General features: G+C 71.4%; 19 protein-coding genes. 9 read left to right on the plus strand and 10 right to left on the minus strand.

Annotation, left to right across the window (positions count from 1 at the left end; all coding sequences use genetic code 11):
- Positions 1 to 33: 33 nt before the first annotated feature.
- From E1J50_RS03935 to E1J50_RS03945, 3 genes are all read left to right on the plus strand, one after another.
- Positions 34 to 921: a F0F1 ATP synthase subunit gamma gene (locus E1J50_RS03935; protein ID WP_132250619.1), complete on the plus strand. Its 888-nt coding sequence runs from the start codon at positions 34 to 36 to the stop codon at positions 919 to 921.
- A gap of 48 nt (positions 922 to 969) precedes the next feature.
- Positions 970 to 2,427, plus strand: a complete 1,458-nt coding sequence (gene atpD, locus E1J50_RS03940; protein WP_132250621.1) for a F0F1 ATP synthase subunit beta — start codon at positions 970 to 972, stop codon at positions 2,425 to 2,427.
- Between the two features lie 119 nt (positions 2,428 to 2,546).
- On the plus strand, positions 2,547 to 2,948 hold the full coding sequence (locus tag E1J50_RS03945; protein WP_132250623.1) for a F0F1 ATP synthase subunit epsilon: 402 nt from the start codon (positions 2,547 to 2,549) through the stop codon (positions 2,946 to 2,948).
- A 115-nt stretch (positions 2,949 to 3,063) separates the two neighbouring features.
- On the opposite strand, the gene E1J50_RS03950 is transcribed toward E1J50_RS03945, so the two are convergent.
- From E1J50_RS03950 to E1J50_RS03970, 5 genes are all read right to left on the minus strand, one after another.
- Positions 3,064 to 4,317: a CCA tRNA nucleotidyltransferase gene (locus E1J50_RS03950; protein WP_132250625.1), complete on the minus strand. Its 1,254-nt coding sequence runs from the start codon at positions 4,315 to 4,317 to the stop codon at positions 3,064 to 3,066.
- Positions 4,317 to 4,574, minus strand: coding sequence for a DUF6111 family protein (locus E1J50_RS03955; protein ID WP_132250627.1), 258 nt, complete (start codon positions 4,572 to 4,574; stop codon positions 4,317 to 4,319). Before E1J50_RS03955 ends, E1J50_RS03950 begins: the two co-directional genes overlap by 1 nt.
- A 45-nt stretch (positions 4,575 to 4,619) precedes the next feature.
- On the minus strand, positions 4,620 to 5,303 hold the full coding sequence (locus E1J50_RS03960; RefSeq protein ID WP_425374906.1) for a CoA pyrophosphatase: 684 nt from the start codon (positions 5,301 to 5,303) through the stop codon (positions 4,620 to 4,622).
- Complete coding sequence (locus E1J50_RS03965; RefSeq protein WP_132250629.1) at positions 5,300 to 5,887, minus strand: DUF1285 domain-containing protein; 588 nt, start codon at positions 5,885 to 5,887, stop codon at positions 5,300 to 5,302. Before E1J50_RS03965 ends, E1J50_RS03960 begins: the two co-directional genes overlap by 4 nt.
- Positions 5,888 to 5,949: 62 nt before the next feature.
- On the minus strand, positions 5,950 to 6,375 hold the full coding sequence (locus E1J50_RS03970; RefSeq protein WP_132250631.1) for a PaaI family thioesterase: 426 nt from the start codon (positions 6,373 to 6,375) through the stop codon (positions 5,950 to 5,952).
- 235 nt (positions 6,376 to 6,610) lie between these two features.
- Here E1J50_RS03970 and E1J50_RS03975 point away from each other — a divergent pair, with 235 nt between their 5' ends.
- The 4 genes from E1J50_RS03975 to E1J50_RS03990 all read left to right on the plus strand — a co-directional run bounded on the left by E1J50_RS03975 (position 6,611) and on the right by E1J50_RS03990 (position 13,686).
- Positions 6,611 to 7,615, plus strand: a complete 1,005-nt coding sequence (locus E1J50_RS03975) for an AAA family ATPase (RefSeq protein ID WP_132250633.1) — start codon at positions 6,611 to 6,613, stop codon at positions 7,613 to 7,615.
- 3 nt (positions 7,616 to 7,618) lie between these two features.
- Positions 7,619 to 8,530: a DUF58 domain-containing protein gene (locus E1J50_RS03980; RefSeq protein ID WP_132250635.1), complete on the plus strand. Its 912-nt coding sequence runs from the start codon at positions 7,619 to 7,621 to the stop codon at positions 8,528 to 8,530.
- Between the two features lie 10 nt (positions 8,531 to 8,540).
- Positions 8,541 to 11,372, plus strand: coding sequence for a DUF4159 domain-containing protein (locus tag E1J50_RS03985; protein WP_132250638.1), 2,832 nt, complete (start codon positions 8,541 to 8,543; stop codon positions 11,370 to 11,372).
- Positions 11,373 to 11,604: 232 nt separating this feature from the next.
- A complete protein-coding gene (locus tag E1J50_RS03990; protein ID WP_132250640.1) occupies positions 11,605 to 13,686 on the plus strand; it encodes a hypothetical protein in 2,082 nt (693 codons plus the stop codon).
- 15 nt (positions 13,687 to 13,701) lie between these two features.
- Here E1J50_RS03990 and E1J50_RS03995 read toward each other — a convergent pair whose 3' ends face one another.
- Positions 13,702 to 14,100, minus strand: coding sequence for a DUF6157 family protein (locus tag E1J50_RS03995; RefSeq protein ID WP_132250642.1), 399 nt, complete (start codon positions 14,098 to 14,100; stop codon positions 13,702 to 13,704).
- Positions 14,101 to 14,122: 22 nt separating this feature from the next.
- Positions 14,123 to 14,620 carry a GNAT family N-acetyltransferase gene (locus tag E1J50_RS04000; protein WP_132250644.1) on the minus strand — a complete coding sequence of 166 codons (498 nt, stop codon included), beginning with the start codon at positions 14,618 to 14,620 and terminating at the stop codon, positions 14,123 to 14,125.
- A 228-nt stretch (positions 14,621 to 14,848) separates the two neighbouring features.
- On the opposite strand from E1J50_RS04000, the gene E1J50_RS04005 reads away from it, so the two are divergent.
- Both E1J50_RS04005 and E1J50_RS04010 read left to right on the plus strand, forming a co-directional pair.
- A complete protein-coding gene (locus E1J50_RS04005) occupies positions 14,849 to 15,631 on the plus strand; it encodes a hypothetical protein (protein WP_132250646.1) in 783 nt (260 codons plus the stop codon).
- Positions 15,632 to 15,789: 158 nt separating this feature from the next.
- The gene (locus E1J50_RS04010) at positions 15,790 to 16,161 is read left to right on the plus strand and encodes a hypothetical protein (RefSeq protein WP_132250648.1); all 372 of its coding nucleotides are present in this window, start codon (positions 15,790 to 15,792) and stop codon (positions 16,159 to 16,161) included.
- A 10-nt stretch (positions 16,162 to 16,171) separates the two neighbouring features.
- Here E1J50_RS04010 and E1J50_RS04015 read toward each other — a convergent pair whose 3' ends face one another.
- From E1J50_RS04015 to E1J50_RS04025, 3 genes are read right to left on the minus strand one after another with little or no spacing between them, the layout of a single operon-like run.
- Positions 16,172 to 17,275: a microcin C ABC transporter permease YejB gene (locus E1J50_RS04015; RefSeq protein WP_132250650.1), complete on the minus strand. Its 1,104-nt coding sequence runs from the start codon at positions 17,273 to 17,275 to the stop codon at positions 16,172 to 16,174.
- Between the two features lie 18 nt (positions 17,276 to 17,293).
- On the minus strand, positions 17,294 to 19,156 hold the full coding sequence (locus E1J50_RS04020; RefSeq protein WP_132250652.1) for an extracellular solute-binding protein: 1,863 nt from the start codon (positions 19,154 to 19,156) through the stop codon (positions 17,294 to 17,296).
- Positions 19,153 to 20,949: an extracellular solute-binding protein gene (locus E1J50_RS04025; protein ID WP_425374908.1), complete on the minus strand. Its 1,797-nt coding sequence runs from the start codon at positions 20,947 to 20,949 to the stop codon at positions 19,153 to 19,155. Before E1J50_RS04025 ends, E1J50_RS04020 begins: the two co-directional genes overlap by 4 nt.
- Positions 20,950 to 20,997 lie beyond the last annotated feature (48 nt).

Genomic DNA, 20,997 nt, shown 5'->3' on the forward strand with positions numbered 1-20,997 from the left:
TGAGCCGCCCGTGACCCACCTGGAAATCTCCCGATGCCGAGTTTGAAGGATCTGCGTAACCGCATCACTTCGGTGAAGGCGACGCAGAAGATCACCAAGGCGATGCAGATGGTCGCCGCCGCCAAGCTGCGGCGCGCCCAGAATGCGGCCGAGAGCGCGCGGCCCTACGCCGAGAAGATGTCCCAGGTGCTCGGCAACCTCGCCGGGAACCTCGTCGGCGGCGTCGGTGCTCCGAAGCTTCTGTCCGGCACGGGTGAGGACCGCACGCACCTCCTCGTGGTCTGCACCGCCGATCGCGGCCTGTGCGGCGCCTTCAACTCGTCGATCGCTCGGCTCGCCCGCGACCACGCCAACCGCCTGATGGCGGAGGGCAAGACGGTGAAGATCATCACCGTCGGCAAGAAGGGCTACGACATCCTGCGCCGCCAGTTCCGGCAGCAGATCATCGAGAACATGGACCTGCGGGGCAACAAGCCCGTCGATTACGAGTTCGCCTCGGAGATCGCCGACAAGATCCTCGCACGCTTCGACGCGGGCGAGTTCGACGTGGCGACGCTGTTCTACTCCGAGTTCCGCTCGGTCATCTCGCAGATCCCGACCGCTCAGAAGCTGATCCCGGCGCAGCTGCCGGAGGGAGCGGAGAGCACCACCGGTGCGCCCGCCGATTCCGCCCTGGAATTCGAGCCGAGCGAGGAAGCGATCCTCGCGACGCTCCTGCCGCGCAACCTCACCGTCCAGGTCTTCCGGGCGCTTCTCGAGAACGCAGCCTCCGAGCAGGGCTCGCGCATGAGCGCCATGGATTCCGCCACCCGCAACGCGGGCGAGATGATCAAGAAGCAGACGCTGATCTACAACCGCACGCGTCAGGCCATGATCACCAAGGAACTGATCGAGATCATCTCGGGCGCCGAGGCTCTCTAAGAGCCGCCCGGACGCCCCGCCCGCACAGATTCGAAGGACACGCACATCATGGCGAACACCGCTCTTCCCACCGCCGCCAACTCGGTCGGCCGGATCACGCAGGTCATCGGGCCCGTGGTCGACGTGCAGTTCGACGGCCATCTGCCGGAAATCCTGAACGCTCTCGAGACCAAGAACAACGGCGCTCGCCTCGTGCTCGAAGTCGCCCAGCAGCTCGGCGAGAACACCGTGCGCTGCGTGGCGATGGACACGTCCGAAGGCCTCGTGCGCGGCCAGGAGGTCACCGACACCGGCGAGGCGATCAAGGTGCCGGTCGGCCTGAACACGCTCGGCCGCATCATGAACGTCATCGGTGAGCCGATCGACGAGGCCGGCCCGATCGAGACCACGACCTACCGTGCGATCCACCAGCCCGCTCCGGCCTATGACGAGCAGTCGACCGAGGCGCAGATCCTCGTCACCGGCATCAAGGTGGTGGACCTGCTCGCCCCCTACGCCAAGGGCGGCAAGATCGGCCTGTTCGGCGGCGCCGGCGTCGGCAAGACCGTGCTGATCATGGAGCTGATCAACAACATCGCGAAGGCCCACTCGGGCTACTCGGTGTTCGCCGGCGTCGGCGAGCGCACCCGCGAGGGCAACGATCTCTACCACGAGATGATCGAGTCCAAGGTCAACATGGACCCGAAGGAGAACAACGGCTCGGCCGAGGGCTCCAAGTGCGCGCTGGTCTACGGCCAGATGAACGAGTCGCCCGGCGCCCGCTCGCGCGTGGCGCTCACCGGCCTCACCGTCGCCGAGCAGTTCCGCGACGAGGGCCAGGACGTGCTGTTCTTCGTGGACAACATCTTCCGCTTCACGCAGGCGGGCTCCGAGGTGTCGGCGCTTCTTGGCCGCATTCCCTCGGCGGTGGGCTATCAGCCGACGCTCGCCACCGACATGGGCGCCCTGCAGGAGCGCATCACCACGACGACGAAGGGTTCGATCACCTCGGTGCAGGCCATCTACGTGCCGGCCGACGACCTGACCGACCCGGCGCCCGCCGCCTCCTTCGCCCACCTCGACGCCACCACCGTGCTCTCGCGCTCGATCGCCGAGAAGGGCATCTACCCGGCGGTGGATCCGCTCGACTCGACCTCGCGCATGCTCTCGCCCGCCATCCTCGGCGAGGAGCATTACGACATCGCCCGCCGCGTCCAGCAGACCCTGCAGCGCTACAAGGCGCTCCAGGACATCATCGCGATCCTGGGCATGGACGAGCTCTCGGAAGAGGACAAGCTGACGGTCGCCCGCGCCCGCAAGATCGAGCGCTTCCTCAGCCAGCCCTTCCACGTGGCCGAGGTCTTCACGGGCTCGCCCGGCAAGCTCGTCGCCCTCGAGGACACGATCAAGGGCTTCAAGGGGCTCGTCAGCGGCGAGTACGACGACCTCCCGGAGGCGGCCTTCTACATGGTCGGCACCATCGAGGAGGCCAAAGAGAAGGCCAAGAAGCTCGCGGCAGCCGCCTGAACCGGCCGTCTCCCTCCCCGCCTCGCGGGGAGGGGCCAAGGGTGGAGCGGCCTGCCCGCACCACCCCGCTCCCAGCTTCTCCCCGCGGGGAGGAGAGCTTCTGAAGAGACCCTGATCCGATGGCCACCTTCCAGTTCGATTTCGTCGGCCCCGAGCGGACGCTCTATTCCGGCCAGGTCGAGGCCGTGCAGCTGCCGGGCACCGAGGGCGAGATGACCGTCCTTCCCGGCCACGCGCCGGTGCTGACCTCGCTCAAGGTCGGGGTCATCCTCGTCACCGAGCGCCAGAACAGCGGCAAGCGCATCCTCGTCCGCGGCGGCTTCGCGGATATCGGCCCGACCGGCGTGACGGTGATCGCCGAGCGCGCGGCCCCGATCGAGGAGGTGACCCCCGCCTCGATCGACCGCGACATCGAGGCGGTCGAGCTTCAGCGGGATGCGACCGAGGATTTGGAGCGTCGCGAGGAGCTGAACGGGCAGATCGTGCAGCTTCAGGAGACGAAGGTCGCCCTCGGCCTCTGAGCCGATCGCCGGCTCGTCAGGACGGAATTATCCGCCGCTCTCGGCTCAGCCGAGGGCGGATTTTTTGTCCGGTCGGAAGGCGGCAATCTGCGGCTCGGCAACTCGCCCGGGTCACTCACGCCCTTCGGATCACTTCGAGCGCCTCCTCGAGCAGCGCGTCGCGCGATGCCGCGTCGACGGGGCAGCCGCGGGCGAGCCAGAGCTTGCGCGCGGCGGCGAGGGCGCGCCCGATCTGAGGTCCGGGCGCCAGACCGCGGGCGACGAGGTCGGCGCCGGCGAGGGGCATCACCGGTCGGGGTGCGGCCGGATCGAGGAGGGCGGGGAGCAGCGCACGGGCCTCCGGCGAGAGGCGAGGGCGCGGCTCGCCCCGGGTGGCTTCGAGCACGCGTCCGAGCGCCGCCGCGCCGTGTTCTGCCGCGAAGGCCCGGAGCGCGGTCGCGTCGATGCTGTCTGGGCTGAGGAGCGCGGCCAGCGCCCGGGCATAGGCGAGAAGGACGGCCTGCTCGGCATTCGAGAGGCGCAACCGGTCTCGTAGCCGCTCGACGTCCGAGGCGCTGAGGACGAAGGCGGCGGCGAGCCGCCCAGTGGCGCAGAGCCCTGCTCGGGCGGCCCGTCCGAGCCGGCCGAGATCGCAGAGGCCGCCGATGAGACGCGGCAGCAGCCCGGTCCGGCTCAGGATCTCGAACGCTTCGGTGACGCCCGGTGTCGTCAGGATCTTGAGGAATTCCGCCCGCACGCGCTCGCGGGACAAGCCGTCGAGGCTGTCGCGAGCCCGGATACAGGCGGCGAGGCCGGGAGCGTCCGGCTCGCCGGCTCCGAACCGGGCGTGAAAGCGGAAGAAGCGCAGGATGCGCAGGGCATCCTCGCGGATGCGCGTGTCCGGGTCGCCGATGAAGCGGACACGGCCCTCGGCGAGGTCGGCGAGGCCCTCGGTGAGGTCGTGAAGCGCGCCGTCCACGCCCAGGGACAGGGCGTTCATGGTGAAGTCGCGCCGCTCGGCGTCGCGCCGGAAGTCGCGCCCGAACCGGACGATGGCGTGCCGCCCGTCCGTCTCGATGTCCTCTCGGAGCGTCGTCACCTCGAACGGGTCGCCGTCGGCGATCACCGTGACCGTGCCGTGCTCGAACCCGGTCGGGATCGCCTTCAGCCCGGCGGCGGTGGCCCGCGCCATCGTCTCGGCGGGCAGCAGGGTCGTCGCGAGGTCGATGTCGGCCACTTCCCTGCCCAGCAGCGCGTCGCGCACGCACCCGCCGACGAGGCGGGTCTCCTCGCCCGGCCCATCGAGGGCAGCGAGCACGGCGGCTACGCCCGGCCGCGCGAGGAGCCGGCTGAGGCCGAGCGAGTCGAGACTGTCCGGGATCGTCGGCATCACCGGAACTGCCCCGGTACGAGGCGGCCATTCTCCATATGAGCCGGCACGTAACCGCCGGCATGGCGCTCGGAGAACAGGCCGGTGAGGACGAGAGAGGCGATCACGACGCCGAAGCCCGCCAGCACGAGCCGGAAGACCTGCGCCTCCCAGTGAACCCGGTGGAACGGGTTCCGGCCGACGAGGAGGAGGTAGCCGAAGAAGAGCAGGAACGGGATGAGGAAGAGGCCGAGCTCTTCGAGGACGCGACGCAGCATAGCACCCGGGCGGTCAACGGATCAGGCGGGCGGCGACGCCCTGGCTCACAGACATAAGCGCTGATGGAGATTGTGCAGGATCCCGGCCGTGAGACCCCAGATCATGCGCTCGCCGAAGGGAATGGCGTAGTAGTGCCGCAGCTGGCCCTTCCACAGAAGGGCGTTCCGCTCGTAGCGCGAGGGGTCCATCAGGACGGCGAGCGGCACCTCGAAGATCTCGGCGACCTCCGCCGGGTTCGGCGCCAACGGTGCGGCGGGATCAACGAGGCCGACCACGGGCGTGACGAGGAAGCCGGTCGCCGAGAGGTAGGGGTCGAGATATCCGATCGTCCGCACCCGCTCGGGGGCGAGGCCGATCTCCTCCTCGGCCTCGCGGAGCGCGGCGTGCCGGGGCGTCTCGTCGTGCGGGTCGATCTTGCCGCCGGGGAAGGCGATCTGGCCCGAATGGTCGCGCAGATGGGGGGCGCGCTTCGTCAGGAGGACGAACAGGCTGCCGTAGCGGGGCACCACCGGCACCAGCACGGCGGCGCGGCGATGCGGACCGGGCGGCGCCACGGCCTTGCCCTCGGGATCGAGGGAATGGTCGCCGCGCGGGTTGGAGGTCGGATCGCAGGGACCCGGCGGCTCGCGCGAGAGCCGGGCCTCGGCCCGGGCGAGGAAATCGGCCAAGGCCGCCTCGTCGGGCGGTGGGGCGGCCACCGGGGCCAGGACGCGAGAGGACACGCTCACGCAGCCTCTGCGGGCGCGATCCGGTGGAAGGCGCCGCCCGCTGCGAGCCCGAACCAGCGGGTCCCGTCGATCTCGCGCTCTTCGCCCATCTCCACGAGGTCGTAGGTCAGAGCGCGCGTCATGAGTGCCCAGAGACCGCGCCGGACGTGGATATAGGGGCGCAGACCCCCATCCCGATCCTGCTCGAACCGGAGCGCGTGCTCGGTATCCAGCGGGACGAGATCGTCGACGTTGGTGCGGAAGGCGAGGCGCCGCGCTTCGCCGGTGCCCTCGACGGCCATCTCGACGGCCAAGAAGGGCGCGTCGTCCACGGCGATGCCGACGCTCTCGACGGGTGTGACGAGGACGATGCGTCCGTCCGGCTCCTTCCGGAGAAGCGAGGCGAAGAGCTTGACCAGGGCCGGCCGCCGGATCGGCGATCCGTTGTGGAACCACGTCCCGTCCGCGGCGATCCGCATGTCGATCTCTCCGCAATAGGGCGGGTTCCACGATTCGACCGGCGGCAGCCCGCGCGGCTCCAGCCCACCGAGCGCGTCGCTGAGGCGGCAGAGGATCGGATCGGCGGTCGCGTCGGCGGCTGTCATGGGTGCATCAGATAGGGCCGGGCGGACGCTGGCAATCGGCTCGCGACGCGGTGCCACCGCCATCATGGCGCGGGCTTGCGGCGGAGGATCTTCCAGATGCCCGTGGCGCTGGCGACGATATCCGTCCCGCAGGTGAGGTCCGTGCGCAGGAAGACGAGGGAACTCGTGCGTCTCACAATCTCGGGGCGGGCCTCGATCCAGTCGCCGATGCGGCCCGCTCCGACGAACTGCATCTCGAGTTGGATCGTCACGCAGTTCGCTCCGTCGGCGGCCGCCATCGCGGCGACGCCGAGAGCCCGGTCGGCGAAGGTCATCAGCATGCCGCCCTGCACGATCCCGATCAGGTTGGCGTGCTTCGTCTCCGCACGGAAGCCGTAGGCCCCCTCCGGCCGGTGCCAGACCGGGCCGACATGGTCGATGAAGCCCGGATCGTCGAAAGCTTCCCAGCCGTCGGACGGCTCGGGCAGGAGGGCGGGGTCGGCCGGCATGGCGATCTCGTGAAGCGGGACGGTGGGATCGTGGACAGAACTCGGTGCGCCGGCGGTTGATCCGAGGGGTTGAGGGAGCGGACCGGGCTGCGGCGACACCGACCTTGCCAGCCCGCCCAAAAGGACGCCACACTCCGGCCCTTCGACAGGTCCCGGGCGTTCGTCCCGGGCACGGCCCCTGCACACCGACCGCGAGGCCCGCGCGCCGGGCCGCGAGAGACGGGAAACGACGCGCATGACGCACGGCTCATCGCCGGCCACCAGCCTCGACGACGGTATCGTCGCCACCGCCGAATCCTGCCTCGCGGCGGTCGGCAAGGCCCGCGAGGCGATCCACGGGGTCATCTTCGGCCAGGAGCAGGTCGTCGACCTCGCCCTGGTGACGATCCTCGCCGGCGGACATGGTCTCCTCGTCGGCTTGCCGGGCCTTGCCAAGACCAAGCTCGTGGAGACCCTCGGCACCGTCCTCGGCCTCGACGCGCGGCGGGTGCAGTTCACCCCCGACCTGATGCCCTCCGACATCCTGGGGACCGAGATCCTCGACGAGGACGCGGACCGGCGCCGCTCCTTCCGCTTCGTGAAGGGCCCCGTCTTCACGCAGCTCCTGATGGCCGACGAGATCAACCGCGCGAGCCCGCGCACCCAATCGGCCCTGCTGCAGGCGATGCAGGAGCACTTCGTCTCGGTCGCGGGCGAGCGCCACGACCTGCCGCGACCGTTCCACGTGCTGGCGACCCAGAACCCGATCGAGCAGGAGGGCACCTACCCGCTGCCGGAGGCGCAGCTCGACCGCTTTCTCCTCGAGATCGACGTGGGCTATCCCGACCGGGCGGCGGAGCGGCGCATCCTGATCGAGACCACCGGCGTCGAGGAGACGCGGCCGCGAGCCGTCATGACGACGGAGGAGCTTCTCACAGCCCAGCGCCTGGTCCGGCGGCTGCCGGTCGGCGAGGCGGTGGTCGACGCGATCCTCGACCTCGTGCGCTCGGCCCGGCCGGACAGCGGCGAGGGAATCGTAAAGGGCAAGCTCCTGTGGGGTCCGGGACCCCGCGCCAGCCAGGCGCTGACGCTCGCCGTGCGCGCCCGCGCCCTGATCGAGGGCCGCGTCGCGCCCTCGATCGCCGACGTGAAGGCGCTCGCCGAGCCCGTGCTGAAGCACCGCATGGCGCTGAGCTTCGCAGCCCGGGCCGACGGCGAGACCGTGCCGGGCCTGATCCGGCAGCTCGCGGACAAGCTCTAGCGGATGGTCGCGACCCGGGTCTCCGGCCCCTCCGAGCGCGCCCCCGGACGGCGCGAGACCGAGCGCGCGCTCTCCCTGGCGGAGCGCATGCCGCGCCTCGTGCTGGAGGCGCGGCGTGTCTCGTCGACGCTGGCGCACGGCCTTCACGGGCGCAGGCGGGCGGGACCGGGCGAGAGCTTCTGGCAATTCCGGCCCTTCGTGACGGGTGAGGCGGCGGCCCGCATCGACTGGCGCCGCTCGGCCCGGGACGACCGGCTCTACGTGCGCGAGCGCGAGTGGGAGGCCGCCCACAATGTCTGGCTCTGGATCGACCGATCCGCCTCGATGGGCTTCGTGTCGGACCTCTCCGAGACCCCGAAGGTCGAGCGCGCCCTCGTCCTCGGCCTCGCTTTGGCCGACACCCTGGTGGAGGGCGGCGAGCGGGTCGGCCTGCTCGGGCTGACGCGGCCGAACGCCTCCCGGCGGATCGTCGAGGCGATGGCGCAGGAGATCGTCGGCGACGAGGCCGGACTCGCGCAGGACCTTCCGCCCCGCGCCGCCCTCGGGCGGTTCGACGAGGCGATCCTGGTGAGCGACTTCCTGACGCCGCTGCGCGAGATCGAGCCCGCGCTGCGCACCCTCGCGGGGCACGGTACGCGGGGCCATTGCGTCCTCATCGCCGACCCGGTCGAGGAGACCTTCCCCTTCGCGGGACAGGCGGTGCTGCAGGATCCGGAAGCCGGGATCAGCCTGGATGTCGGCGACGCGGCGGCCTGGGGGGAAGCCTATCGCGAGCGCATCGCCGCCCATCGCGCCGGGCTTCTCGGACTGACCCGGGACCTCGGCTGGACGCTGACGCTCCACCGCACCGACCGCCCGGCGAGCGAGGCGGCGTTGCGCCTCGTCACCCTGGTGGCCGCCCGCGGCGCCGGCTGAGGAGGGCGTGATGCTCGGACCGCTGACCTTCGCCGCCCCCTTCGCGCTCGCCGCCCTCGTCGCCCTGCCGGCCCTCTGGTTCCTGCTGCGGGTGACGCCGCCGCGCCCGCGCCGGATCGATTTCCCGCCGCTGCGGATCGCGGCCGATCTCGCGCCGCGCCGGGAGACGCCGGCCCGCACGCCGCCCTGGCTGCTGATCCTGCGGATGCTGGCGGCAGCCGCCCTCATCCTCGCCGTGGCGGGGCCTGTCTGGAACCCGGCCGGGATCGGTGCGGCGGGCGGGCGCAACCCGCTCATCCTGCTGATCGACAATGGGTTTTCCGCGGCCCACGATTGGCGCGAGCGCCTGCGCGTCGCCATCGACGCGGTCGAGGGCGCGGCCCGCGACGGGCGCCCGGTCGCGATCCTCAGCCTCGCCGATCCGGCCGCCGCAGCCGAGGCGCGCAACCCGGCCGCCGCGCTGGAGCGCCTGCGGGCGATCGCGCCGCGGCCCCATCTCGCCGACCGGGCGGCGCATCTGCCGGCCATCGGGAGCGTCCTGGAGCGGATGCCGGGAGCCGGCATCGTCTGGATCAGCGACGGCGTCGCGGGGACCGGGGAGGGGCGTTTCGCGCCGGATCTGGAGGCGCTCGCGACGAAGCACGGCGTTGATCTCGCGATCCTCAAAACCGACCAGCCGACGTTGATCGCGATCACCGGCTCGGAGGGGGGCGGACGGCTCACCGCCCGGGTCCTGCGCGCGGCGCCCAACGGGCGCGACACGGGCCTCGTCCGGGCGCTCGACCAGAAGGGCCTGCCCCTCGCCGAGCACGATTTCGCCTTCGCGCCGAACGCCACCGAGGCCGAGATCGTGTTCGACCTGCCGGTGGAGCTGCGCAACGCGATCGCGCGGCTCGAGATCGCCAACGAGCGCTCGGCCGGAGCCGTGGCCCTGATGGACGAGCGCGGCAAGCGGCGCCGCGTCGGCCTCGTCTTCGGCGGCACGGCCGATCAGGCGCAGCCCCTGCTGGCGCCGACCTACTATCTCGCCAAGGCGCTGACGCCCTTCGCCGACGTGCAGGAGCCCCGGGGCGCCAAGGGCACGGCCGAGTCGATCGGCCAGATGCTCGACAGCCAGGTCTCCGTGCTGGTTCTGGCCGATGTCGGGGCGCTCGACGAGCAGACGCTCGGCCGCGTCTCGACCTTCGTCGATGGCGGCGGCCTCCTCCTGCGCTTCGCCGGGGCCCGGCTCGCCGCCGGCAACGATCCGCTCGTGCCCGTGCGCCTGCGCCGGGGCGGCCGGACGCTCGGCGGCACGCTCTCCTGGGACAGCCCGAAGACGCTGGCTCCCTTCGCCCCCGAGAGCCCCTTCGCGGGCCTCGCGCCGCCGGCCGATATCGGCGTGCGCCGCCAGATCCTGGCGGAGCCCGACGGCGAGTTGCCGAGCCGGACCTGGGCCTCGCTCCAGGACGGCACGCCGATCGTCACCGCCGAGAAGCGGGGCCAGGGGCTCGTCGTGCTGTTCCACGTCACCGCCGACACGACCTGGTCGAACCTGCCCCTGTCCGGCCTCTTCATCGACATGCTGCGGCGGGTGGTGGGCCTGGCCGGCAGCAGCGCCGCCCCGGTGGCCGAGGGCGGCCCGCGGCCCGCGGCCGCCGTCCTGGCGCCGCGGCTGACCCTCGACGGGTTCGGGGCGCTCGGCAGCCCGCCCGCCTCCGCCAAGGCCGTCTCGGCCGATTACGGGGACCGGGCGACGGGCGAGCACCCGCCGGGCTTCTACGGGCCGCCCGATGGCGGCATCGCCGTCAACGCGCTCCGGCCGGACGACCGGCTGAAGGCCCTCGACCTCGCGAGCCTGAAGAATGCCCGCCTCGGCTCGCTGGCCGGGGCCGAGACCCTTGACCTTCGGGCCCACCTCTTCACCCTTGCCCTGATGCTCCTCGTCCTCGACACGCTCGCCGGCCTGTGGCTCGGCGGGTTCCTCAGCCGGTCGACCGGAGGCCTGCTGGGCCGGGTCGGCAACCGGCCGGCCGCCCTGCTGCTCGCCGGCCTCGCCCTCCTGGCGCTGGCGGCTCCGCTCCCGGCGCGCGCCGAGGAGCCGGCGGCGAACCGCCCGAACGGCTTCGAATCCGCCCTCGTGACGCGCCTCGCCTACGTGATCACCGGCGACGCGGCCGTCGACGAGGCGAGCCGGGCCGGCCTCTCGGGGCTGACCCAGATGCTCGCCTCCCGCACGGCGCTCGAACCCGGCGAGCCCGCGGGCCTCGACCCGGCCAGGGACGAGCTCTCCTTCTACCCGCTGATCTACTGGCCGATCGCGCCGGGGCGCCCGCAGCCGAGCGAGGCCGCGATCCGCCGGATCGACGCCTTCATGCGCAACGGCGGCACCGTCCTCTTCGACACCCGCGACGCCCTGACGAGCCGCCCGGGCGACGGGCCGACGCCGGAGGCGGCCTACCTGCGCAAGATGCTGGCGACGCTGGAGGTGCCGGAACTGGAGCCCGTTCCGATCGACCACGTGCTCACCAAGGCCTTCTACCTCGTCGAGACCTTCCCCGGCCGCTACGCCACGGGCCAGACCTGGGTCGAGGCGCTGCCCCCCGCGGCGGACGGGGGCGAGCGGCGCCCGGCGCGCGCGGGCGACGGGGTCAGCCCCATCATCATCACCGGCAACGACCTCGCCGCCGCCTGGGCGGTCGGCCGCCGGGGCGAGGCGCTCTATCCCGTCACCGGGGGCGACCAGCGCCAGCGCGAGATGGCCTTCCGCGGCGGCGTCAACATCGTGATGTACACGCTGACCGGCAACTACAAGGCGGATCAGGTCCACGTGCCGGCCCTGCTGGAGCGGCTCGGACAGTGAGGAACATGCAGGCACAGGTGAGACGGTCGCCGGCTCGCAGCCCGGCTCGATCGGGCGCCCTTCAGCTCTCCCGCCCGGGAGAGGTCGACGCCGCGCGAGCCGACCGGGTGAGGGGGACAGGTTTTTCGGAAACGGTCGCACCCCTCACCCCGTCCCTCTCCCGAACGGGAGCGGGGGCGCGGCGCGGGCTTGATGATCGCCGGTGCACCCCTGATCGCGGAGGGCTCGCTCCGTGCTGAGCCTCAGCTTCACGCCCCTCGTCCCCTGGCCGGTTCTCGCCGGCTTCGGCGTGCTCGCCCTCCTGTTCGGCGGCCTCGCCCTCGTGGCGCGCGGGCGGACGGCGGGCCTGCGGGCCCTCGTGCTGATCCTCGTCCTCGCCGCCCTCGCGAACCCCTCCCTCGTGCGCGAGGACCGCGAGCCGGTGAAGGACGTCGCGGCGGTCGTCGTCGACCGCTCGGGCTCGCAATCGCTCGGCGATCGCCCGGCCATGACCGATCAGGTCCGGGCCGAGCTGCAGCGCCGCTTCGGCGGCCTCACCAACATCGAGCCGCGCTTCATCGACGTGCCGGATTCCCGCGAGGGCGACGGCGGCACGCAACTCTTCGCGGCGCTCTCGCAATCGCTCGCCGACGTGCCGCCGGAGCGGTTGGCGGGCGTCGTGATGCTGACGGACGGCGTGATCCACGACATCCCGGCCACCGCCGCCGCGCTCGGCCTCAAGGCGCCGCTCCACGTCCTCGTCACCGGGCATCCGGACGAGCGCGACCGGCAGATCAAGCTCCTGGAAGCGCCCCGCTTCGGCATCGTCGGCAAGGAGCTGACGATCCGGGCCGAGGTGATGGAGCGGGGCGGCACCGGCAACGCCGTGGTGACGGTCCGCCGCGACGGCGAGCAGATCGGCCGGCGCAGCGTGCCGACGGGCAGGGCCTTCGCGCTGACGACGAAGATCGAGCATGGCGGCCCGAACGTCGTCGAGATCGAGGTCGAGCCGCTGCCGGGCGAGCTGACCACGGTCAACAACCGGGCGGTGCTGCCGATCGAGGGCATCCGCGAGAAGCTGCGCGTGCTCCTCGTCTCCGGCGAGCCGCACCAGGGCGAGCGGACGTGGCGCAACCTCCTCAAGTCCGACGCCAATGTCGATCTCGTCCACTTCACCATCCTGCGCCCGCCCGAGAAGCAGGACGGCACGCCGATCTCCGAACTCTCCCTGATCGCCTTCCCGACGCGCGAGCTGTTCGTCCAGAAGATCAAGGATTTCGACCTGATCATCTTCGACCGCTACGCCAACCAGAGCGTGCTGCCCTCGGCCTATTTCGACAACATCGTCCGCTACGTGCAGGAAGGCGGCGCGCTCCTCATCGCGGCGGGCCCGGAATTCGCCTCCTCGGCGAGCCTCGCCCGCACCCGGCTCTCCTCCATCCTGCCGGGCGACCCGAACGGCCGGGTCGTCGAGCAGCCCTACAAGGCCGCCCTCACGCAGACCGGGGCGCGCCACCCCGTCACGCGGGCGCTGCCCGGCTCCGAATCGAGCCCGCCGGCCTGGGGCGACTGGCTGCGCATCGTCGCGGCGCAGACCCGGCCCGGGATCCAGCCGATCCTGGCAGGGGCCAACAACCTGCCATTGCTCGCGCTCTCCCGCGAGGAGAAGGGGCGCGTCGCGCTGCTGCTCTCGGACCATGCCTGGCTCTGGGCGCGGGGCTACCAAGAGGGCGGCCCGCATCTCGACCTGCTGCGCCGCCTCGGCCACTGGCTGATGAAGGAGCCGGCGCTGGAGGAGGAGGCGCTGCGCGCCCAGACCACGGGCCGGGGCCGCGAGGTCCGCGTCGAGCGCCAGACCATGTCGGACACGGCCGAGCCCGTCACCGTCACCGGCCCGACCGGGCAGGAACGGACCCTGACCCTCACGGAGGCGCAGCCCGGCCTGTTCTCGGCGACCTTCGAGGCGAGCGAGCTCGGCCTCCACACGCTGCGCTCCGGATCCCTCGTCGCCTTCGTCAGCGTCGGCCCGGCCAATCCGCGCGAGCTCACCGACGTGTTCAGCGACACCGAGCGGACGCGGGCGCTCGCCGAGGCGACGGGCGGCTCGATCCGCCGCGTGGCGGATGCGGGCGGGATCAGCGTGCCGCGTCTGCAGAGCGTGCGCAGCGGACGCCTGAGCGGCGGCGACTGGATCGGCTTCCGCCCGAGCGACAGCGCCATCATCCGGGGCGTCGAGGTCTACCCGCTCGCCCTCGGCCTCTGGGCTCTGGCCGCCATCGGCGCGGCGCTGCTGGCGATGTGGCTCGTGGAGGGGCGCCGCGGGCGCGCCGCCTGAGCCGCCGGCTGAGGCTCAGGCGCGCCGGGTGCGCATGCCGGGAACGATCCTGAGGTCCGTGCGCGCGGCGAACATCGCATAGGCCTGCGTCTCGACGCCGTAGGCCGCGACGCGGCCCGCCGCATCGTGGTGCAGCCCCCAGCCGTGCAGCTTCACCAGCGGCGAGGCGCGCAGGCACGCCTGCGGCCGGGCCAGGAAGGCGGCGCGCTCCGCCGGCCGCTCCGCCTCCGTGAGGGCGCGGCGCCTCGCATGGACCTCGAACAGCAGGTCGTCGCTCGTGAGCCCGTAGGGATCGGCGAGGAGGAGGGCGTGCTGGATCTGCGCGATCGAGCCCGACTTCAGGGGGGCGAGGCCGGCATCGGCCGGGCTGTCGGCGGAGGCGAGGATGAACGCGTCGAAATAGTTGGTGCTCATCGCCCCTCCGGCGCGCGCAGGTTCAGCCGCCCGAGACCGGGCCTTCGGCCGCCGCGAAGGCGCCCTCGGCGAGTTCAAGCCAGAGGAAGCGGGCCGGATCGACCGGACCCGGCAGGACGAGGCGGCCGGTCGGCACCGGCACGAAGCCGAAGCGGCGGTAATAGGGGGCGTCTCCCACCAGCACGACGAGGCCGTGCCCGGCCTCCCGCGCCGCCGACAGGCTCGCCTCCATCAGGGCGGCCCCGACGCCGCGGTTGCCGAAGCTCGGATCGACGGTGAGAGGGCCGAGCACCAGGATCGGCCGGTCGCCCGCCCGGGCGGGTCCGACCCGCACCGAACCGACGAGGAAGGTGCCGACGAGGGCCGTGAAGCTGAGCTCGGTCCGGTGCCCCACGCCCTCGCGCAGGCGGTAGGCGGTGCGGGCGAAGCGTCCCGGCCCGAAGGCCCGGGCATGCAGGCGCTCGATGGCCGGCCCGTCGTCGGGATGCTCGGGCCGGATGACGAGGGAGAGGGGAGACACGCGCGCTTCCGGGATCCAGGCGTCGCGCCCGATAGCAGCGCGGGGGCCCGGCTGCAAATGGGGCTTGCGCGCCCGGCCCGGCAGCGGCGGGGGCGGGGCCTGTCTGCCCGCTTGAGCTCGGCCGCGAAGACTGCCAAGCTCAAGTCACGCGGGAGCGCGCCCGGGTCTCCGACCAGTCGTCGCCGGCCGGCCGGGAGCCCGAACCTGAACAACCCGGAGCGTTCGACGGTGCCGCGCGCCCTCTACTCGATCGGTCCGCCGATCCGCCCGAAGATCCGCCACGACAACGGCTTCCTCGACCAGTATCAGAAGCGCGCGCCGTCGCTCGGCGACCGGAAGACGCTGGCCCGCTGGAAGCTGCTGCTGGAAGCCGCCGAAGCCGGCCAGAACGTACCGTTCCTGCCGCACAACGACGTGCCGGATGCGCTCGCCGCCTATCGGCACTTTCTGGAAGGAAGCGGGCGGACGCGGCGGATCGGCTACGAGCGCTACCTGCGGGACGATCCGAGCGGGCGGATCACCCTCGACAACATGATCCGCGACGCGCGCGAGGGCGCCGTCGGCCTCTACGAGCGGTCCTTCCCGAGGCGCGATGCAAGCTTCAGCATGACCTCGACCGCGCTCGCGGCGGGCGGCACCCAGTCCCCGTTTCCCTACCCGCAGACCGAGAATTGGCAGAAGGCCATCGGCGCGCACAATTTCTGGATCAGCGCCGACGTGATCGTGAGCGCGCATCCCGCCTACCCGGTCTACGAGATGACGATGACCATCCACGTCGAGGACATGTACAACTTCAACCCGGGCGCGCAGGACATCGCCACCGGCATACCGGACGACGCCAACGGCCTGTTCGAGATCACGGGGCTGGCGCAGCAATATCTCAATGTGGCGGAGGTTCAGCGGCACGTCGCATGGCGCGGCTCGGCGGTGGCCGCCGCCCGCGTGACCCTGGCGGACACCTCGCGGCAGAGGCGGCCCTCCGACAATCGCCGCTTGCGGAACCGCCTGTGAGCCCGGACCGGGGACCGGGCTCCCTGACGCGGCGGGCCGCGCTGCTGCGCCTCGGCCTCTCGCTCGGGGGGCAAGTGCTCGGGGGGCAAGTGCTTGGCGGTCAGGCGCTCGGCCTCGCCGCCACAGGGCGCGCCGTTGCGCGGGAGAGGACAGAGGCCGTGACCGTCAGCACCGATATCGAGGCCCTCGGGCGGCTGATCCGCCTGCCGGCGCGGCCGCAGGAGGCGTGGTGGCAGACGCAGGCGCTGGGCGAGGCGGGCGGCCTCGGCCCGTCCGACTGGCTCCTCGTGGCGGTCCTTCGCTTCGCGCCGGACGCCGCCCGCCCGCTTCTCGCCGGCGCCGCGCAGACCCAGCTGCCGCCGGGAGACTTCCCCGACTGGGCCCTGGCGCGGGTCCTCGGCGGAGGGCCCGGCGAGTCGGAGGCGCGCGCCTGCGCGATCGACCCTTTCGCGAAGCCGCCTCTCCTCGACGGAGCGTGCTTCCATCTCGCGGGGGCGGACCTCTTCCTCCTCCGGCTCCACACGACCTGAGGGAGCGCCCTCAGGTCGCGCGCGCGGAGAAGTCGATGCGCGGGTCGATCCAGACGTAGATGAGGTCGGAGAGCAGGTTCACCGCGAGCCCGAGCAGGGAGAAGATGTAGAGCGTGGCGAAGACGACCGGATAATCGCGCCCGACGATCGACTGGAACGAGAGCAGGCCGAGCCCGTCCAGGCTGAAGATCGTCTCGATCAGGAGCGAGCCCGTGAAGAAGGCCGAGATGAAGGCCCCGGGAAAGCCCGCCACCACGATCAGCATCGCGTTGCGGAAGACGTGCCCGTAGAGGACGCGGCGCTCGCTCAGGCCCTTCATGCGGGCGGTCAGCACGTATTGCTTGCGGATCTCGTCGAGGAAGGAGTTCTTGGTCAGCAGCGTCGAGGTGGCGAAGGCCCCGATCACCAGGGCGGTGAGCGGCAGCACCATGTGCCAGGCGTAATCAACGATCCTCTCACCCCAGGTGAAGCTCTCCCAGCCCTCGCTGGTGAGGCCGCGCAGGGGGAAGATCTGCACGAAGGAGCCGCCCGCGAACAGGATGATCAGCATCAGCCCGAACAGGAAGCCCGGGATCGCGTAGCCGATGATGACGACGAAGGAGGTCCAGAGATCGAAGCGGGAGCCGTCCTTCACGGCCTTGCGGATGCCGAGCGGGATCGAGATCGCGTAGGACAGGAGCGTCATCCAGAGCCCCAGCGAGATCGAGACCGGCAGGCGCTCGCGGATCAGCTGCAGCACGCTGACGTCGCGGAAATAGCTCCGCCCGAAATCGAACCGGGCATAATCCCAGAGCATCTTGGCGAAGCGCTCGGGTGCCGGCCGGTCGAAGCCGAATTGCTGCTCGAGCTTGGCGATGAATTCCGGGCTCAACCCCTGCGCGCCGCGGTACTTCGAGCTCGTCTCGCCGGTGCGGTTGGCGGACATCCCGCCGCCGAGATCGCCCGCGCCGCCGGTCACGCGCGAGAGCGCGCCGTCGCCCTGGCCCTGGAGCTGGGCCAGCACCCGCTCCACCGGGCCGCCGGGGGCGAATTGCACGATCGCGAAGGTGATCAGCATGATCCCGAACAGGGTCGGGATCATCAGGGCGACGCGGCGCAGGATGTAGGCGAGCACGAGGGTCCCCTTCCGCGGTCAGTTGCGGCCGATCCGGCGCGCCTTGTCGGCGTCGAACCACCAGATGGAGGGCGCGCCGAGCCCATAGCGCGGGCCGGCGGCCGGGCGGCCGTAGACGTCCCAGACCGCGAGGCGGTGGCTGCCCGAATACCACATGGGCACCCAGTAGCGGCCGGCCCGCAGCACCCGGTCGAGGGCGCGGCAGGCATGGGTCAGGTCCTGGCGCGAGGCGGCGTTCGCGACCTTGTCGAGGAGCGCGTCGATCGCCGGGTCCGCGATGCCCGCGAGGTTGTTCGAGCCCGGCGTGCCGGCCGCGCGCGAGCCGTAGGCCTGGCGGAGTTCGGCGCCCGGCGTGACGCCGTTCGTGAAGCGGCGCGAGGTGACGTCGAAGGCGAAGTCGTTGAGGCGCGCCTGGTATTGCGAAGGATCCACCTGCCGGATCGTGCCCTTGATGCCGATCAGCCCGAGATTGCGGATAAAGGGGTGGGTGTGCGGCTCGAGCGCGGGGTCGGTGTCGAGGAACTCGATCTCGATCGGCTTGCCGCCGGGCAAGCGGGCTATGCCGCCCTCGCGGGTGCAGCCGGCCTCGCGCAGCAGCGCCACCGCGCGGCTGAGGAGCGCCCGGTCCTGGCCGGAGCCGTCCGAGGCGGGCGGGGTCCAGGCCTCGCCGAACACCTCCGCCGGCAGGCCGTCGCGCAGGGGGTCGAGGAGGGCGAGTTCCTCCGCCGAGGGTTTGCCCGTCGCCTTGAGGTCCGAGTTCTCGAAATACGAGGCCGTGCGCGTGTAGGCGCCGTACATCAGGTTGCGGTTCGTCCAATCGAAATCGAAGCAGAGGCCGATCGCTTCGCGCACCCGCGGATCGCGGAAGGGCTCGCGGCGGGTGTTGATCCACCAGCCCTGCGTGCCGGAGGGGGTGGCGTCGGGCAGGGTCGTCTGCACGACGCGGCCTTCCTTGACGGCCGGGAAGTCGTAGCCCGTCGCCCAGACGCGGGCGGTGAACTCCTCCCGGTAGGTGAAGGCGCCGCTCTTGAACGCCTCGAAGGCCACCTGCCGGTCGCGGAAATACTCGTAGCGGATCGAATCGAAGTTGTTCTGGCCGACATTGACCGGCAGGTCGGCCGCCCAGTAGTCGCGCACCCGCTCCAACTCGATGAAGCGGCCGACATCGAGCCGCCCGACCTGGTAGGGGCCGGAGCCGAGCGGCGGCTCCAGGCTCGCCGCCTCGAAGTCGCGGGTCTCGTAATAGGCCGCCGAGAAGATCGGCAATTGCGCTACGAAGAGCGGCAGGTCGCGGCTGCGCCCGGGCGCGAAGGTGACGATCACGGTGCCCTCGTCGGGGGCCGCCGCGTCCGTCATGTCGGCGATCACCTGCGAGATCTCGGGATGCCCCTTCGCCTTGAGGAGCTTCAGCGAGGCGGCGACGTCCCGGGCCGTCAGCCGCGACCCGTCATGGAAGCGGGCCTGCGGGCGCAGGCGGAACGTGTAGGTGAGCCCGTCCTCGCTCACCTCGACCGCGCGGGCAACGAGGCCGTAGAGCGCGTCCGGCTCGTCGAGGGCGCGCACCATCAGGCTGTCGAAGGTGAGGTTCATGCCCGCCGCACCGTCTCCGCGCAGGACGTAGACGTTGAGCGTGTTGAAGGTGTTGCCGTTCTGGTTGCCGAAGGTCGCCGAGAGCTGCGCCGAGAACCGGCCGCCATGGGGCGCGGCCGGGTTCACGTAGTCGAAATTCTGGAAATCGGCCGGGTATTTCAGGTCGCCGAAGCTCGAGAGGCCGTGGGCGGGCCGGGGATTCTGGGCGCGGGCTCCGCGCGGCAGGCAGGCCGCGCCGGCGAGCGCCCCGGCGCCGAGGACGAGGCCGCGCCGTGTGGGAGCGGGGCTCAACGGGGCGCCCCGGTCTTGGCGGCCAGCGTCTCGTCGTACCACCACGTCGTCGGGAAGCCCGAGCCGCCGTAGCGCGGCAGCAGGTCCGGATGGCCGAAGCGGTTCCAGCGCAGGGTGCGGGAGACGCCGGAGGCCCATTGCGGCACCACGTAATGGTGGGCGAGCAGGGTCCGGTCGAGGGCGCGGGTCGCGGCGACGACGCCGGGCCGGTCCTTGGCGAAGATCACCTTCTCGATCAGGGCGTCGATGCCCGGATCCTTGATGCCGGCGATGTTGCGCGCACCCGGCTTGTCGGATGCGGCCGAGCCCCAGTACTCGCGCTGCTCGTTGCCCGGCGAGAGCGATTCGGGCCAGGAACTCGTCGTGATGTCGAACTCGAAGGCGCGCATCCGGTTCTGGTACTGCGCCTGATCGATGACGCGCAGCGTCGAATCGATGCCGATCAGCTTCAGCTGCGCGGCAAACGGCAGGATCACCCGCTCGAAGACGTTCTGGAATTCGAGGAACTCGACCGTGAGCGGCTCGCCGGTCTTGGCGTCGACCATCTTGCCGCCGCGCAGCTCGTAGCCCGCCTCGCGCAGGAGCTTGACCGCCTCGCGCAGGTTCGCCCGCACGGCGTCGGGGCCGTCATTGACCGGGTTCCTGTAGGGCGTGGTGAAGACGGAGGCCGGGACCTTGTCCCTGACGCTCTCCAGGATCGCCTTCTCCTCGCCCTCGGGCAGGCCCGAGGAGGCGAGCTCCGAGCCGAAATAGTAGGAGTCGATCCGCTTGTAGAGGCCGAAGAACAGGGCCCGGTTCATCTCCTCGAAATTCATGACGAGGTTGAAGGCGCGCCGCACGCGCTCGTCCTTGAACTTGTCCCGGCGCAGGTTGAACACGAAGGCCTGCATGATGCCGTTCCCGCGGTCCGGGAACTCCTCCTTGACGAGGCGGCCCTCCTTGACGGCGGGGAAGTCGTCGTAGGCGGTGGCCCAGTTGCGGGCGACGTTCTCGGTGCGGAAATCGTAGAGGTCGCCCTTCAGCGCCTCGACCAGCACGGTCGAGTCGCGGAAATACTCATTGCGGATCGTGCCGAGGTTGTTGCGCCCGGCATTCACCGGCAGGTCCTTGCCCCAGTAATCGGCCACCCGCTCGTAGGTCGCGCTGCGGCCCGGATCGACCTTGGCGAGGCGATAGGGGCCGGAGCCGAGGGGGATCTCCAGGCTGGTCTCGGTGGGATTGCGCGCCTTGCCCTCGGCGTTCTTGCCCGTCCACCAGTGCTTGGGCAGCACGCGGAGCTGGCCGATCACCTGCGGCAACTCGCGGTTCCCGGTCTCGCTGAAGGTGAAGGTGACCTCGCGCTCGCCCGTCTGCTCGGCCTTTGCCACGTTCTGGTAGTAGGCGGCGTAGAAGGGGCTGCTGTCCTTGAGGATGCCGAAGGACCAGATCACGTCCTCGGCCGTGATCGGCTTCCCGTCATGCCAGCGCCCGCCCTCGCGCAGCCGATACGTGACCGAGGACAGGTCGGGCGCGATCCGGACGGATTCGGCGAGCAGCCCGTAGGAGGTGAAGGGCTCGTCGAGGGATTCCGTCATCAGCGTGTCGTAGATGAGCAGGACCCCGCCCTCGAGATCGCCCTTGAGCCCCGACACGATCGTGTTGAGGTTGTCGAAGCCGCCGAGCGCGCCGAGGCGCACGAGGCCGCCCTTCGGCGCGTCGGGCTTGGCGTACTCGAAATGCTTGAAGTCCGGCCCGTATTTCGGCTGGCCCATCAGCGTGACGGCGTGCGCCCACTCGCCCGTCGGCGCGGCCACGGAGGCGGCGGAGGATTCGGGCGCCGCTCTGGCCGGAAGCCCCGGTAG

It is taken from the genome of Methylobacterium segetis, from assembly GCF_004348265.1.
GTDB lineage: Bacteria > Pseudomonadota > Alphaproteobacteria > Rhizobiales > Beijerinckiaceae > Methylobacterium > Methylobacterium segetis.

Coding starts and splice junctions, on each gene's coding strand:
- E1J50_RS03985 (WP_132250638.1), top strand. CDS start 8,541: ATGCTCGGACCGCTGACCTTCGCCGCCCCCTTCGCGCTCGCCGCCCTC.
- E1J50_RS03935 (WP_132250619.1), top strand. CDS start 34: ATGCCGAGTTTGAAGGATCTGCGTAACCGCATCACTTCGGTGAAGGCG.
- E1J50_RS03975 (WP_132250633.1), top strand. CDS start 6,611: ATGACGCACGGCTCATCGCCGGCCACCAGCCTCGACGACGGTATCGTC.
- E1J50_RS03945 (WP_132250623.1), top strand. CDS start 2,547: ATGGCCACCTTCCAGTTCGATTTCGTCGGCCCCGAGCGGACGCTCTAT.
- E1J50_RS03980 (WP_132250635.1), top strand. CDS start 7,619: ATGGTCGCGACCCGGGTCTCCGGCCCCTCCGAGCGCGCCCCCGGACGG.
- E1J50_RS03970 (WP_132250631.1), bottom strand. CDS start 6,375: ATGCCGGCCGACCCCGCCCTCCTGCCCGAGCCGTCCGACGGCTGGGAA.
- atpD (WP_132250621.1), top strand. CDS start 970: ATGGCGAACACCGCTCTTCCCACCGCCGCCAACTCGGTCGGCCGGATC.
- E1J50_RS03955 (WP_132250627.1), bottom strand. CDS start 4,574: ATGCTGCGTCGCGTCCTCGAAGAGCTCGGCCTCTTCCTCATCCCGTTC.
- E1J50_RS03965 (WP_132250629.1), bottom strand. CDS start 5,887: ATGACAGCCGCCGACGCGACCGCCGATCCGATCCTCTGCCGCCTCAGC.
- E1J50_RS03950 (WP_132250625.1), bottom strand. CDS start 4,317: ATGCCGACGATCCCGGACAGTCTCGACTCGCTCGGCCTCAGCCGGCTC.
- E1J50_RS03995 (WP_132250642.1), bottom strand. CDS start 14,100: ATGAGCACCAACTATTTCGACGCGTTCATCCTCGCCTCCGCCGACAGC.